This window comes from Pseudidiomarina gelatinasegens (assembly GCF_004025325.1).
Classification (GTDB): domain Bacteria; phylum Pseudomonadota; class Gammaproteobacteria; order Enterobacterales; family Alteromonadaceae; genus Pseudidiomarina; species Pseudidiomarina gelatinasegens.
On record NZ_RSFE01000001.1, the window covers coordinates 250,378 to 264,475 of the forward strand.

15 protein-coding genes are annotated in these 14,098 nt (G+C 49.3%); 2 read left to right on the forward strand and 13 right to left on the reverse strand.

What is annotated here, in order from left to right:
* Positions 1-11: 11 nt before the first annotated feature.
* From tolB to aspS, 9 genes are all read right to left on the reverse strand, one after another.
* On the reverse strand, positions 12-1,364 hold the full coding sequence (tolB, locus tag EGC76_RS01250; protein ID WP_128351201.1) for a Tol-Pal system beta propeller repeat protein TolB: 1,353 nt from the start codon (positions 1,362-1,364) through the stop codon (positions 12-14).
* A gap of 15 nt (positions 1,365-1,379) precedes the next feature.
* Complete coding sequence (gene tolA, locus EGC76_RS01255) at positions 1,380-2,309, reverse strand: cell envelope integrity protein TolA (protein WP_246013862.1); 930 nt, start codon at positions 2,307-2,309, stop codon at positions 1,380-1,382.
* On the reverse strand, positions 2,309-2,743 hold the full coding sequence (gene tolR, locus EGC76_RS01260; RefSeq protein WP_128351202.1) for a protein TolR: 435 nt from the start codon (positions 2,741-2,743) through the stop codon (positions 2,309-2,311). Before tolR ends, tolA begins: the two co-directional genes overlap by 1 nt.
* Positions 2,740-3,435: a protein TolQ gene (tolQ, locus tag EGC76_RS01265; protein WP_128351203.1), complete on the reverse strand. Its 696-nt coding sequence runs from the start codon at positions 3,433-3,435 to the stop codon at positions 2,740-2,742. Before tolQ ends, tolR begins: the two co-directional genes overlap by 4 nt.
* On the reverse strand, positions 3,425-3,847 hold the full coding sequence (gene ybgC, locus EGC76_RS01270; protein ID WP_128351204.1) for a tol-pal system-associated acyl-CoA thioesterase: 423 nt from the start codon (positions 3,845-3,847) through the stop codon (positions 3,425-3,427). The genes tolQ and ybgC overlap by 11 nt, the downstream gene beginning before the upstream one ends.
* Positions 3,848-4,221: 374 nt before the next feature.
* A complete protein-coding gene (gene ruvB, locus EGC76_RS01275; protein WP_128351205.1) occupies positions 4,222-5,241 on the reverse strand; it encodes a Holliday junction branch migration DNA helicase RuvB in 1,020 nt (339 codons plus the stop codon).
* 100 nt (positions 5,242-5,341) lie between these two features.
* The gene (gene ruvA, locus EGC76_RS01280; protein ID WP_128351206.1) at positions 5,342-5,962 is read right to left on the reverse strand and encodes a Holliday junction branch migration protein RuvA; all 621 of its coding nucleotides are present in this window, start codon (positions 5,960-5,962) and stop codon (positions 5,342-5,344) included.
* Complete coding sequence (gene ruvC, locus EGC76_RS01285) at positions 5,959-6,486, reverse strand: crossover junction endodeoxyribonuclease RuvC (protein WP_128351207.1); 528 nt, start codon at positions 6,484-6,486, stop codon at positions 5,959-5,961. Before ruvC ends, ruvA begins: the two co-directional genes overlap by 4 nt.
* 25 nt (positions 6,487-6,511) lie before the next feature.
* The gene (gene aspS, locus EGC76_RS01290) at positions 6,512-8,278 is read right to left on the reverse strand and encodes an aspartate--tRNA ligase (RefSeq protein ID WP_128351208.1); all 1,767 of its coding nucleotides are present in this window, start codon (positions 8,276-8,278) and stop codon (positions 6,512-6,514) included.
* Between the two features lie 174 nt (positions 8,279-8,452).
* Between aspS and cmoA the strand changes: the two genes are divergently transcribed.
* Both cmoA and cmoB read left to right on the forward strand, forming a co-directional pair.
* A complete protein-coding gene (gene cmoA / locus EGC76_RS01295; RefSeq protein ID WP_128351209.1) occupies positions 8,453-9,184 on the forward strand; it encodes a carboxy-S-adenosyl-L-methionine synthase CmoA in 732 nt (243 codons plus the stop codon).
* A 27-nt stretch (positions 9,185-9,211) separates the two neighbouring features.
* Positions 9,212-10,192 (forward strand): tRNA 5-methoxyuridine(34)/uridine 5-oxyacetic acid(34) synthase CmoB, encoded by a 981-nt coding sequence (gene cmoB / locus EGC76_RS01300; RefSeq protein ID WP_128351210.1) that lies wholly within the window; start codon positions 9,212-9,214, stop codon positions 10,190-10,192.
* 219 nt (positions 10,193-10,411) lie between these two features.
* Here the strand turns inward: cmoB and EGC76_RS01305 are convergent, their stop codons facing one another.
* The 4 genes from EGC76_RS01305 to EGC76_RS01320 all read right to left on the reverse strand — a co-directional run bounded on the left by EGC76_RS01305 (position 10,412) and on the right by EGC76_RS01320 (position 14,066).
* Positions 10,412-10,723: a helix-turn-helix domain-containing protein gene (locus EGC76_RS01305; RefSeq protein ID WP_128351211.1), complete on the reverse strand. Its 312-nt coding sequence runs from the start codon at positions 10,721-10,723 to the stop codon at positions 10,412-10,414.
* Between the two features lie 110 nt (positions 10,724-10,833).
* Entirely contained in the window at positions 10,834-11,730 is an 897-nt protein-coding gene (gene galU / locus EGC76_RS01310; protein WP_128351212.1) for a UTP--glucose-1-phosphate uridylyltransferase GalU, read from the reverse strand.
* An 11-nt stretch (positions 11,731-11,741) separates the two neighbouring features.
* Positions 11,742-13,238: a peptide MFS transporter gene (locus EGC76_RS01315; RefSeq protein ID WP_128351213.1), complete on the reverse strand. Its 1,497-nt coding sequence runs from the start codon at positions 13,236-13,238 to the stop codon at positions 11,742-11,744.
* 96 nt (positions 13,239-13,334) lie between these two features.
* Complete coding sequence (locus EGC76_RS01320) at positions 13,335-14,066, reverse strand: MlaA family lipoprotein (RefSeq protein WP_128351214.1); 732 nt, start codon at positions 14,064-14,066, stop codon at positions 13,335-13,337.
* Positions 14,067-14,098: the final 32 nt, after the last annotated feature.

The following is a 14,098-nucleotide window of genomic DNA, read 5'->3' on the forward strand; positions in this document are numbered from 1 at the left end:
AAACACATTTTCTAACGTAAAAATGGTGACCACGACGGTGATTTAACTTCACCTTCGCGCGCCGGTAGACGCGCTTTAAACCGTCCATCTACCGAAACCAGCGCTAACACCTGCTGGTTATTATGGGTGGTGCTGTAAATCACCATACTGCCATTAGGAGCCAGACTTGGCGACTCATCCAAAGCGGTTTGCGTTAAAACTTGCATGGTACCGTTTGGATAATCTTGGCGCGCAATGTGATAGTTCCCCTGTGTACGGTTTACCATAATCACTTGCTTACCATCTGGCGAATACGTTCCCCCCAAGTTCTGCTCACCTTCAAAGGTTAATCGGCGAACTTGGCCTGCACTTAAATTTACGCTATAAAGTTGCGGTCTTCCACCCCTTTCTGACGTAAAAATCAGCGAGTTACTATCTGGCGACCAACTTGGTTCCGTATCAATAGCGTGATGGTTGGTAATACGACGTAACCGCTTACTTGCCAAATCCATCACATACAACTCAGGGTTGCCATCTTTCGAAAGAACCATTGCCATACTTTTGCCATCAGGCGAAAACACTGGACTGCTGTTGATACCAGGGAAATTCGTAATCCGTTCTCTACTACGAGTATAGATGTCTTGAATGAAAATCTCTGGTTTTTTATTCTCAAAACTGACATAAGCCAATTTATTGCCATCTGGCGACCATGACGGCGACATCAGCGGCTCAGGGCTACGTAACAGTACACGTTCATTGTAGCCATCATAATCCGCAACAACCAATTCATACGGCTTATCTAAGTTATGATTAACAGTAACATACGCTATACGTGTCATAAACGCACCGCGTTGGCCGGTTAAGGTTTCGTAAAAAATATCTGAAATACGGTGCGAATATTGGCGGAACTGATCACCTGAAATCACACTAGAGCGCGCGTCCAGAATATGATCTTCTGACGTCACTAACTGGCCATTGCGTAGCACCTGAGTGCCACTGGTAATTTGCCCGCGCAAGATATCAACAATTTCAAACGACACCGTATACCGGTCCATTGAATGCGGTTCGATGGTTCCCACCAAAACTGCTTCTACGCCTAAACTTGCCCATTCAGTGTAGTCGATCTCCGCTGAGCTAGTCGGTTGCTGCGGCATCGCTGTAATTGGAATCGGGTTAAATTTCCCGCTGCGCATTAAGTCGGCAGCCACCACCTCGGTTAATCCGTCGGGTTTTGGGCCTGTGCCTTTCCATTGGAATGGCACCACAGCAATCGGCCGTGCGGAATCAACTCCGCCGGTGATAACAATCTCGAGCGACGCTCGCGCTTGCTGGCTCGCAATAAGCATGCCCGCAGCGGCTACAACACAAATTAGCAGTTTTTTCATCATAAGCTTCTTTATTTATTCCGCTTTAAAAGGAAAAGTAATGTCTTTCATTTGTTCATAAACATCGGGGTCTTTCGACATAGGTAACGTGCCTACTTTTAGAATTGCACGGCGTGCAGACTCACAAACCGCGCGGTCCCCTTCGCCTTCGCTGACAGAAGTCACAAAACCACTCCGCGCCAAGGTGATGTTTAATCGGCATTCTTTACCACGCATCGAATCATCAACAATCCAGTTGCGTGTCACAGTATTTCGAATCAGTGCTGAGTAGCGGTCGACTTCACTCTGAACTTGTTGCCGGCGCGCCGATGCGCGTTCTTGTGACTCGCGCTCCAGCTCTTCTTGCAACTGGCGTTCGCGCTCAGCGCGCTCGCGCGCTTCCTGCTCACGTTTTTTCCGCTCAGCTTCCGCCTTACGCGCCTCTTCTTCTTTACGCTTGCGTTCTGCTTCAGCTTTAGCCGCCGCTGCTTCTTCGCGTTTGCGGCGTTCCGCTGCTGCGGCTGCAGCCTGTTCGGCTTCTTCGCGTTGCTTCTGGGCCGCCGCTTTTTCTTGTTCTAACTTGCGCCGTTCAGCTTCTTGTTCTTGCTGTAACTCGCGTAAACGTTGCTGTTCCGCTTCACGGGCTTTGCGCGCTTCAACTGCACGCCGTTCTAATTCTTCCTGGCGGCGTTTTTCAGCTATATCTTGCTGGCGTTCACGCTCGCGAATTTCATTAACCCGTTGCTCAACAGCGGCTTGATCAACCGTAACGGCTTGCACAATTTCCCGGTTATCCGGTTGCGGTTCGTCCGGCGTCGCTAATTCAACCTGGAGCGGCGTTTTATCAAATGGCATTTTAAAGTTCATACCAAATATCATTAATCCGACGATGACAACATGCACCAACACAGAAAGTGCCAGCGGAACTGTCCACTCACTTGGCCACGACCAACCTTTCTTTGCCACTACTGCTCACCTGCCGAATTATCCGTCATCAAACCAACTTGAGGTACGCCTGCACGTTGCAACAATACCATCAATTGAACCACTTGGTTGTATTGTACCGCACCGTCCCCCTTCACCACCACCGGTCGTTCAGGGCTTACTTGCAACTCAGCTTGCACCGCCACTGCCAAATCAACCACGTCAATTGCATCATTCGGGTCATTGGCGGTACTTAAAAAATAGTTCCCGTCTTTATCAACACTAACCACAATGGGTGGCTTACTTTCAGGATCAAGCGGTTCCGCTGAAGCCTTCGGTAAATCAACCTTCACCCCTTGCGTAATCAGCGGTGCGGTAACCATGAAAATGATTAGCAGCACCAGCATAACGTCTATGTAGGGTACCACATTAATCTCGGACACCTGTTTACGGCGTCTGCGCGTCACCGTCATCATGCCGGCTTGCTCGCTTTAACTTGTGAACCTTGGCGCTGCAAAATGGCCATTAGCTCATCCATAAAGTTCACGTATTGGTTATCAACTTTTTCTACCCGATACGTAAAGCGGTTGTACGCGATAACAGCAGGAATCGCAGCAAATAGGCCCATTGCGGTCGCAATCAACGCCTCTGCAATACCTGGCGCCACCATGGCCAAGGTTGCCTGTTGCACAGCACCCAAACCAATAAATGCGTTCATGATGCCCCACACCGTACCGAACAAACCCACATAAGGGCTTATCGAGCCGATGGTGGCCAGAAATGACAAATTGCTTTCTAAGCGGTCCAGTTCGCGTGAATGCACCACGCGCATCGCGCGGTACGACGCATCCAGCACTTGCTGTTGATCCAGCCCCTGGTTGTTGCGCAACCGTGCAAACTCTTTAAAGCCCGCGTGAAACAGCTTTTCCATGCCTGAAGCATTCTGGGCTCGTGCTGAAACCTCTTGGAACAAGCGCGCTAAATCAACGCCAGACCAAAACCTGTCTTCAAACTGCAAAGCACTCTGTGACGCAGTTTTTAATACTTTTGCGCGTTGAAAAATCATCATCCAACCCACCACTGAAAAGCCCAGCAGTAACAACATCACCAGCTGAACAACAATGCTAGCCTCTAAAATAAGCGCGGTTATCGATAATTCAGTTTGCACGTTTCAACACCTCAAAAATCTCCATTGGCATAGGCACTGCTCTCACAGATTCACCCGATTGCCCCAAATTCACACAGGCTGCTTTAATCTGCGCCTCACAAAAAATTCTTCCATCGCTATGCAGTACCTGCTGCGAAAAAACCACCGAAGCCTTCCCGAGGCGTTCGACCACAACAGTCACCGTCAGTTCATCATTAAACCGAGCCGGCGCAATCAAATCCATTTGCACCTGACGCACAACAAAACCAATACGGTGTTCAAGCCAAGTATTTTGTTCAATCCCTAGGGAGCGTAGCCATTCTGTACGTGCTCGCTCAAGGAATTTGAGATAGTTGGCATAATAAACGATACCGCCAGCATCTGTGTCTTCGTAATAAACCCGTATCGGCCATTCAAATGTTAACTTGTTCAATTTTACACCAGATATTTTTTCATCTTAACGATCTGACCAATTTTTACAAAACCCTTAATATTCGGGGCTAAACTTGGTCAGACCAATTTATGTGAGAATAATTTTTAACCAGCTCAAACATCAACTCATTAGTAAAAGTAATGTGAAATACAATTTTTCTCGTTTGAAAGCTGGTCTGGCCTCCGTATAATGCGCTGCATATACCAGATACGAAGAGACCGGTTGTCACTTCTTCCTGTTATTGTTCCCTGGATTTAACTTCCTTGTTGTTCTGTATTTTGCCCGCTCCTTGAGCGGGCTTTTTTTTGTTCTAAATTCAAAGGCGATATTAGTTATTAGTCAAAACCAAAAACCCGATACTTCAGCGCTAATATCTAATTGCTAATATCGTCGTTGCCCTTCCCCAAACCGAAGTGCGCATACGCATGGGGCGTTGCAATTCGACCGCGCGGCGTACGCTGCAAGAAGCCTTGCTGAATCAAATACGGCTCCAATACATCTTCAATGGTATCTTTTTCTTCACCGATTGCGGCTGCCAGATTATCTAAACCAACCGGCCCGCCCATAAACTTCTCGATAATTGCCAACAGCAACTTGCGATCCATGTAATCAAAGCCCGCTTCGTCAACATCCACCATCAGCAGCGCTGCCGACGCCGTAACTTCATCGATGTGACCATTGTTTTTTACTTCAGCGAAATCACGTACACGGCGTAATAACCGATTGGCAATCCGTGGTGTACCGCGTGACCGCCGCGCAATTTCCAAAGCACCTGCAGGCTCCAGGTTTAAATTCAAATACTTCGCCGAGCGGCGAATAATCGTTGTCAGCTCTTCAACGTTATAGAATTCAAGGCGCTGCACAATACCGAAACGATCGCGCAGCGGTGACGTTAATGCGCCAGCTCGCGTCGTTGCACCAATCAACGTGAAAGGTGGCAATTCCAGTTTAATCGAACGCGCCGCTGGGCCTTCACCAATCATGATATCCAACTGATAGTCTTCCATCGCTGGATAAAGAATTTCTTCAACCACCGGACTCAACCGATGAATTTCATCAATGAACAACACATCGTGTTCTTCAAGATTGGTTAACAATGCCGCAAGATCACCCGCCTTTTCCAGCACAGGGCCTGAAGTTTGCCGGATATTTACGTTCAACTCATTCGCGACAATATTGGCTAACGTGGTTTTACCTAGCCCTGGCGGGCCAAAAATCAATAAATGATCAAGCGCTTCTTCGCGCTGCCGAGCCGCTTGAATAAAGATTTCCATCTGCTCAACCACATGCTTCTGGCCGGTGTAGTCGGCAAGATGCTTCGGCCGAATTGCGCGATCGATAACCTCGTCATCGACTGTGGCCTGCGGTTGGTTAATGCGGTCTGGTTCAATCATTTAAAACCTCAAGTACGATATTAGCAATTAGATATCAGTAAAACCCGAAGATCGATACATCCGCGCTAATATCCAATATCTAATATCGCTTTCGTTTTTTTTACATGTTCTTCAGGGCGAAGCGAATAAGTACTTCGCTGGCAGCATCGGGTTCCGCTTTGGCTGCCGCAGCCACTGCTTTATCTGCTTGCGCTGGCTTATAGCCAAGAGCTAATAGCGCACTCAAAGCATCATCACGTGGCGAGCCTGCACTAACGGTTGGATTCATATCGCCAAAGTCGATTGGCGCGGCATCGGTGGCCGGTGTAATCGTACCCCAATTCTTCAATCGATCACGCATTTCAACCACCAAGCGCTCCGCTGTTTTGCGGCCTACCCCTGGCAATTTAACTAAACTTGTCACGTCATCATGGGTAACCGCATGCACAAACTGATGTGCGGTCATGCCAGACATAATCGTAAGCGCCAGTTTCGGTCCAACACCTTGCGCCTTAATCAATTGGCGAAACAGGGTGCGCTCCGCAAAGGTATTAAACCCATACAATAATTGCGCGTCTTCACGTACCACAAAATGCGTGATCACCTTCACCTGCTCGCCAATGTCAGGTAGCTCATACAGGCACGTCATCGGCATCTGTACTTCGTAGCCGACACCTTGCACGTCGATTAAAATTTCAGGTGGTTGTTTGGCAATCAAAGTGCCCGTCAGTAGTCCGATCACGCACGTCCCCTTGATGTTGTTTTTCGAGCAATAAGTTGGGTTCGCGTATGCGCATGACACAATGCCACCGCCAACGCGTCCGCAGCATCTGCCTGCGGTTTATGTTGCAACTTCAGCATGGCCATAACCATGTGTTGCACTTGCGTCTTATCGGCAGCACCCGTGCCCACCACAGCCTGCTTCACCAAACGCGCTGCATATTCAGCAACCGGTAAGCCAGCGCTTGCCGCGGCAACAATGGCAGCACCACGCGCCTGCCCCAACTTTAACGCTGAGTCAGGGTTACGAGCCATAAATACTTGTTCTATCGCAAATTCATTCGGTTGGAATTGCGCGATAAGCTCAGCAATACCATCATGGATGACCTTGAGCTTATCGGCAAGTGTTGGTTCAGCTTCGCCTTTTAAGCTACGCATCACATTGATGCAGCCGCTACCCAAATACGTGATTTGATTGCCAGATTGGCGAATCACACCATAGCCGGTTAGGCGTGAACCTGGGTCAATTCCCAGTATGATGGTCATGATTCGCTCCTAGCTGAATAAGTTATTAGTCGTTGTCCTTAACCGTAACAGCAACATTAAGTTCTGCCAATGCTTCAGGGTTAGCTACCCCAGGCGCATCCGTCATCACACACGCCGCAGTCGTAGTTTTCGGGAACGCAATCACTTCACGAATCGAGCTGGCACCAACCATTAGCATCACCAAACGGTCTAAACCAAAAGCTAGCCCCGCATGCGGCGGTGTACCGTACTTTAATGCTTCCAGCAAAAAGCCGAATTTTTCCTGTGCTTCTTCTTTGCCAATGCCCAATATCTCAAACGCAGCCTGCTGCATCTCGTTATTGTGAATACGCACCGAGCCGCCACCTACTTCAACACCGTTCAACACCATGTCATAGGCATTTGAAAGCGCTTCTTCAGGGTTTGCTTTAAGCTGTTCAGGCGTAACACCAACTGGTGCTGTAAATGGATGGTGAATGGCATGTAAGCGGCCCTCATGCTCTTCGAACATTGGGAAATCAACCACCCACAATGGGCGCCATTCGTCACTGACCAAGTCAAAGTCTTGACCCACTTTCAAGCGCAGCGCACCCATGGCTTCGGCAACGGTTGTTGCTTTATCAGCACCAAAGAAAATAATATCGCCGTTGGCTGCCTGTGTGCGTTCTAAAATAGCGTTCAAGGCGTCGTCAGGAATAAATTTCAGTACCGGTGACTGGATGCCCTCACGCCCAGCAGCAAGGTCATTAACCTTCATCCACGCCAAGCCTTTGGCGCCATAAATGCCGACAAAGTTCGTGTATTCATCAATATTTTTGCGCGAAATAGCTTCCGCTTTGCCCGGCACCTTCAAGGCCGCTACGCGCCCTTTCGGATCATTTGCCGGCCCAGCAAAAACCTTAAACTCGACGTCTTTTAATAAGTCCGCAACATCAACTAACTCAAGCGGATTGCGCAAATCCGGCTTGTCACTGCCGAAACGACGCATCGCTTCGTGCCAAGTCATGCGCGGAAAGTCGCCTAGATCAACGTTTAGCATCGCAGCAAACAACTCACGGACCATTTGCTCCGTTACAGCCATAACCTGATCAGAACTCATGAACGACGTTTCAATATCAATCTGAGTAAATTCAGGCTGGCGGTCTGCCCGCAAGTCTTCATCGCGGAAACATTTAACAATTTGATAGTAACGGTCAAAGCCCGACATCATCAGCAACTGCTTAAACAATTGCGGCGATTGCGGCAACGCAAAGAATTTACCCTTATGCGTTCGGCTTGGCACCAAATAATCGCGCGCACCTTCAGGCGTTGCACGCGTCAACATTGGCGTTTCAATATCTAAAAAGCCACTGTCATCAAGGAAGCGACGCACCGCGCTGGTTACTTTCGCGCGAAACTGAATATTGTGATTCATATTCGGACGGCGTAAGTCCAAATAACGGAAACGCAACCGCTGCTCTTCACTCACTTGTTGATTGAAATCAATCGGCAGCGGCTCTGAACGACTAATAATCTCTAATTCGGTCGCCATCAGTTCAACCGCACCCGTCGCCATGCTCTTATTCACCTGACTTTCAGGGCGCGCACGGACAGTACCGGTTAATCGAATGCAGAATTCTTGACGCAACTTGTTTGCTGTTTCAAATAACGCCTGCTGATCTGGGTCAAACACCACCTGCACCAAACCAGTGCGGTCGCGCATATCGATAAAAATCAAACCGCCCAAATCACGGCGTTTATTCACCCAACCACAAAGAGTGACTGACTGGTCTACAAGGCTGCTATCAAGCTGTCCACAATAATGGCTACGCATGGGATTGTCCCTAACACAAATTAAGAAATTACAAAGCAGCACATTATAACGGACTGGCGCTGATTGTCAGTAGCTGAAGCCCGAATGAAGCGCATCAATGAGAAAAAATTTAGTTTAAGCTCACCTTAGGCTAAAATGTCCCACCTGACCGTCAGCCAAAGATTCAACCTGTCTATGATAAAAAAAGATTCAATCTTCGCCGAGCCACTGCCACAAGTTAGCGACTTTGTATTTGATCAAACCGTGGTGGAAGTATTCCCCGACATGATCAACCGCTCTGTACCCGGCTACCAAAGCATTCTGCAAGGCATCGGTCAGCTAACCAAACGCTTTGCCCAGCCCGACTCGAACTTATATGACCTCGGCTGCTCGCTAGGCGCTGCCACCTTGGCAATGCGCCAAAACAGCCAGCATTTAAGTGGCGTTACCGTCATTGGTATAGATAATTCAGCCGCCATGGTCGAACGCTGCAAGCTTCACCTGCAAGGCTACCGCAGCGACGTGCCCGTGATTGTCCGCTGCGAAGACATTCAGCAATCAGAAATTCAGGATGCCTCTGTAGCCACAATGAACTTCACGTTGCAGTTTGTGCCGCCCGAGCAACGCTACGACCTATTGAAGAAAATTTATGACGGCTTAAAGCCCGGCGGCGTGTTGCTATTAAGCGAGAAATTCCGCAGCAGCGATACCCAGATGAATGATTTACTCGTTGATATCCACCATGAATTCAAACGCGCCAACGGCTACAGCGAACTGGAAATTGCACAAAAACGCGCAGCCATCGAGAACGTGATGCGTGTCGATACACTCGAGCAACACCATGAGCGCCTGCGCGACATTGGCTTCGAACACACCCAAGTCTGGTTCCAGTGCTACAATTTCGCCGCCATGCTCGCCGTCAAATAACTGGCCGTCAACATAACCGGAGAAACCATGAACCTTTTTGCCAAAGACCTTATTGCTGTCGCAGATTCCCCCCTGCAACACTGGCTAACGACGTTGCCTGCGCAACTCGAAACATGGCAAAAAGAACAACAGCACGGTGAATTGCCGAAATGGCTACGTTGTGTCGAGCAGCTACCTGAACTAGCGCCCCAGCATGTCAGCCTAGCCGACACCGTAACCGTTACCAGCGACGACATCTCAGAAGGCCAACAAAACCGCATACGCGGCCTTATGATGCAGCTTACTCCTTGGCGCAAAGGCCCATTTAACTTGCACGGCGTACACATTGATACAGAGTGGCGTTCAGATTTTAAATGGCAACGCGTCGCACCGCATTTAAGCAACAACGGTGACTTAAGCGGGCGCCAAGTGCTAGATGTCGGCTGCGGTAGCGGCTACCACCTGTGGCGCATGCTTGAGAGTGGCGCGGATCAAGTTTGGGGCGTTGACCCCGGCCAGCTGTTTATGGCTCAGTTTATGGCCATACGCCACTTTATGCCAAAAGAGCTTGCAGAGCGTGCGCATTGGTTCCCGCTAGGCGTCGAAGACTTACCCGAACTACGCGCGTTTGACACCGTGTTCAGCATGGGTGTGCTGTATCACCGCCGCTCCCCCATTGATTTTCTCAACCAGCTGCGCGCTCAATTAAAGCCAGGCGGCGAGCTTGTGTTAGAAACCCTTGTGGTAGAAGGCGACGAAAATACCGTGTTAGTGCCAGGCGAAACCTACGCCAGAATGCGAAACGTGTGGTTTATTCCAAGCACCGCTGCATTGCTGCATTGGATGGAGCGCTGCGGCTTTAAAAATGCCCACGTGGTGGACGAGTCCGTCACCACACTCGAAGAACAACGCGCCACCGAATGGATGCAAGGCCAGTCGTTAGCAGACTTTTTAGATCCAAAAGACTCCACACGAACGATTGAAGGCTTCCCAGCCCCTCGCCGCGCAGTGATAATAGCGAATCGTTAGCGGTTAAGAGAGAAATAGGGGTCGGTTAAGAGCTATGCGACCCCTGTTATATTTTGGTGTTCAGTTGCAGCAATATAGTTACAAAATAACGCCCCGATTTGTAACTATATTGCTGCAACTGAACGACTTTATTTTTATAGCACGCCACCACACCCACCCTGACTTCTTTTGCAGGCACCGCCATAGTTGTGGCGCTAATCCACTATCGTTTTGCGAGTTTCAGAGGTATGGCGCCATGAGGTCATCCAACTTGCGTTGACGTTCATCACGTGCGCGTTTCGCGGGAGGGGCCGCTAGCAAATTATCGATGAGTTCAATAAAGTGTCGCGCTAGCCCGAGCTCAGCAAACGCTGCTAAAAGATAGTCACTGCGAACACTGTGACCAGTTTCAAGTCGCGATATCGAAGCGCGGCTGCAAAACAAGCGCTCCGAGAGCGCTTCTTGACTCATTTGGTATTCGCGCTCCAAGCGTATCAAGCGCGCTATCTTAATCGCGAGCTCGTCCTGTTCCGCCCGAAATGTTTCGTTCATCCGTGCCTCCGTGCACAATCTTGATAGCCTAAATTAACCTAAATCAACCTAAATTAGCTTCAAGAAAGTTTAGAAAGCACATTCAATAAACACAATTCACAAAAACGGATTTACTCCGCAGACATTAGCGTGCTCTTCAGCCATGCTGTGAAGTCGTCAGCAATTGCGGGATTCCGCATTGCGTGCTCGACAAAAGCTTGTGCGTAGCCAAGCTTGTTACCGCAGTCGTGACTGCGACCTTTCATGTAATACGCATTGACCGGTTGCTGTTCGAGCAACATGGCCATCGCATCGGTTAATTGAATTTCATTACCAGCACCCACTGGTGTGCGCTCTAACAAAGCCCACAACGCTGCTGGAAACACATAACGGCCAACCACGGCTAAATCCGACGGGGCTTCAGCCACTGGTGGCTTTTCAACCAGTCGTTTTATTGGTGCTTGCGCACCTGGCTGCAATTGCACCCCATCAATGTCGGCAATACCGTATTGATTGGTTAACGCTTGGGGTACTTTCTCAACCATGACTTGGGCTGCGCCCGAGGCATTGAAGTTGGCGACCATTTCGGCCATGTTATCGCGGGCTAAGTCGCAGCTTGCTGCGTCCACGAGCACATCAGGTAACACTACAGCGAACGGCTGATCATCAATCAATGGCCGCGCGCAAAGCACCGCATGGCCTAGGCCTTTGGCTTCGTCTTGGCGCACAGCCATAATGGTGACGTTAGGCGGGCAAATTGCCCGCACTTCGGCCAAAAGTTGTTCTTTCGCGCGTTTTCCCAGCATGTCTTCCAACTCATAATTCGAGTCAAAATGGTTTTCGATGGCCGCTTTGCTTGAGTGTGTCACCAAAATAATATCGGTGAGCCCCGCAGCGGCGCATTCTTCAACGATGTACTGAATCAACGGCCGGTCAACCAACGGCAGCATTTCTTTTGGAATTGCTTTGGTTGCTGGCAGCATCCGAGTCCCTAGACCTGCCACCGGAATCACAACTTTCTTCACCATGCTTTACAGTCCTATTGTTTTTTTGCTTTGTCGCCTAAGCCTTCATGCTCGGCAACTGCTTCAAGTTCTTGCTCAACGCCTTCAACTGCGGTGGTTGGTGCAGCGCGTTCAGCACCGTGCATCCAGTTCACCAACATGCCAGAAATCAACCACAGCACTACGGCAAAGAACAACAGCCCTACGGCAACACCTCCGAACACGACTAACAATCCTGAATACTGTGCTTCAAGGCCAATCGATTGAGCTAAATTAATCGAGAACGAATACTTGTCTGCTTCTTCGCTGAATGCACCAACCATACCGGCTAAGTAGCTTGCGATAGCAGGCATTAAGAACCAGATACCCATAACCAGTGACGCGAGGCGTAACGGCGCTAGCTTGGTCATCAACGACAAGCCAACTGGTGAGATACAAAGTTCACCCAAGGTATGGAACATGTACGCAAGTACCAGCCACATCATGTTGGCTTTACCGGTTACCTGAATTTCGAACAAGCCGAGAATCAAGAACACGAAACCAATTGAGGTAAGAATTAAGCCAGTAAATACTTTAATCGGCGCATCTGGGCTCTTGTCTTTCTTGTGCAGCCACATCCAAAGAAATGAGAATAATGGCGCAAACAACAGAATAAATAATGGGTTTAATGACTGGAAGTAACCCGCTGGCACTTCGGTGGAACCTATCATTCGATCTGTGAAGCGGTCGGCATAGATGTTCATTAAGCCGCCAGCTTGCTCGAAGGCGAGCCAGAATACAGTAACAAATACGAACAAGAACAAGATAACGCGTAAACGGTCGTGCTCAATTTTGGTCAGTGGCTTTTTCACGCCACCAGCGGCATCGCGGTCACGTTTGGCGCCTGGTATTTTGCCGATATCGCCGAGGTATTTTTGGAAGAACAAGCCTTGTGTGATCACAGCAAGCATCATACCAACACCGGCGGCGAAGTAGCCCCAGCGCCAGCCGTAATCTGCACTTTCGCCCAGCGTTGAGGTAATCAGCGGTGCAATAAAGGCACCGAGGTTAATCCCCATGTAGAAAATTGAAAACGCACTGTCACGACGGGCGTCGCCTTGCGTATAGAGATCACCCACAATGGTGGAGATATTCGGCTTAAATAGGCCGTTACCAGCAATCAGGATACCTAAACCAACGTAAAACAACTCAATGCTATGGGGTGTTGCAGCGAACAAGGTAAATTGTGCTGCGGCCATTAATAGGCCACCCAGCAGAATTGACTTTCGTTGGCCTAAGAAATTATCTGCCAACCAGCCACCAATAAGCGGTGTAAAATAAACCAAGCCGGTGTACATGCCGTACAGTGACAACGCTTCTGCGTCGGTCATACCAAAACCAGGGTTAGCTGCTTCAGTTGCTGCAACCAGGGTTAAAACTAATAGTGCACGCATGCCGTAGTAAGAAAAGCGTTCCCACATTTCGGCGGTAAAAAGCACATACAGGCCCTTTGGGTGACCCCAAAGTTCTGACTTAGAAGGCGCCTGGCTCATAAATATTCCTCAAGTAATTTAGTTATAGTTATTGAAGTTATAAAAGTGACTGGCTTTTATAACGCAGAAGCCTTGCGCGGCGCAAGGCTTCTGGGGTTAAAACTGGTCGTAAAAATCTTCGTCCAGCTCTTCCTCTTCAGGAGGTGCTGGCGGATTGCCGTCGTAAACTTTGTCTTGCCAGCGCTGAAAATAAGACTCTTTCACAAATGAATAAGGGTCAAGTGAGTCTTCCAGCATAGGTTCCAGATCCATCACCTGAATGCGAGCTTCCAAGCCTTTAATCACCCAACGCGCAACGCTGGTTGGCCCATTTAGGTTGTCGAGCGGAAAGTACATGCCATCAACCACATCACCACCGCGATCAACGGGTACGGTTGGTCCCATGGCTGGCAACATCAAGTACGGACCATCGCCAACACCGTAAAACGCTAATACTTCGCCAAAACCTTCTTCGCGGCGATTAATACCGATTTCCGTTGCGACATCGAACAGGCCTAAGATACCAACACTGCTGTTAATGGCGAAACGCCAAAAACTTACGCCGGCATCAACAGCTTTCCCTTGCAGGGCATTGTTAACAATCGACGACACCTCATCGAGGTTTTCAACAGCGTTAAGCAAACCCGAGCGAACCGGCTGTGGTACCTTGCTGTAGGCTTTGGCGGTAGGACGAAGTACTGCATCGTCCAACTCTTCGTTAAAGTCCCACACCACACGGTTTACGTCCTCGAACGGGTCGCGTTGATCCGCCCATCCATCGTCTTCGGGGGTGGTGGCGCAACCGCTTGCCAATAGGGCAACTGCAGCGATAGCTAAGATTCGTTTCATGACTACTCCGATGTCCGTCAATCGTTATTCGT

Bases quoted from the DNA above. Each gene is read 5' to 3' on its own strand.
- ruvB (WP_128351205.1), bottom strand. From the start codon at position 5,241: ATGATTGAACCAGACCGCATTAACCAACCGCAGGCCACAGTCGATGAC.
- EGC76_RS01305 (WP_128351211.1), bottom strand. From the start codon at position 10,723: ATGAACGAAACATTTCGGGCGGAACAGGACGAGCTCGCGATTAAGATA.
- galU (WP_128351212.1), bottom strand. From the start codon at position 11,730: ATGGTGAAGAAAGTTGTGATTCCGGTGGCAGGTCTAGGGACTCGGATG.
- tolR (WP_128351202.1), bottom strand. From the start codon at position 2,743: ATGATGACGGTGACGCGCAGACGCCGTAAACAGGTGTCCGAGATTAAT.
- cmoB (WP_128351210.1), top strand. From the start codon at position 9,212: ATGAACCTTTTTGCCAAAGACCTTATTGCTGTCGCAGATTCCCCCCTG.
- EGC76_RS01320 (WP_128351214.1), bottom strand. From the start codon at position 14,066: ATGAAACGAATCTTAGCTATCGCTGCAGTTGCCCTATTGGCAAGCGGT.
- EGC76_RS01315 (WP_128351213.1), bottom strand. From the start codon at position 13,238: ATGAGCCAGGCGCCTTCTAAGTCAGAACTTTGGGGTCACCCAAAGGGC.
- ruvC (WP_128351207.1), bottom strand. From the start codon at position 6,486: ATGACCATCATACTGGGAATTGACCCAGGTTCACGCCTAACCGGCTAT.
- tolB (WP_128351201.1), bottom strand. From the start codon at position 1,364: ATGAAAAAACTGCTAATTTGTGTTGTAGCCGCTGCGGGCATGCTTATT.
- cmoA (WP_128351209.1), top strand. From the start codon at position 8,453: ATGATAAAAAAAGATTCAATCTTCGCCGAGCCACTGCCACAAGTTAGC.
- aspS (WP_128351208.1), bottom strand. From the start codon at position 8,278: ATGCGTAGCCATTATTGTGGACAGCTTGATAGCAGCCTTGTAGACCAG.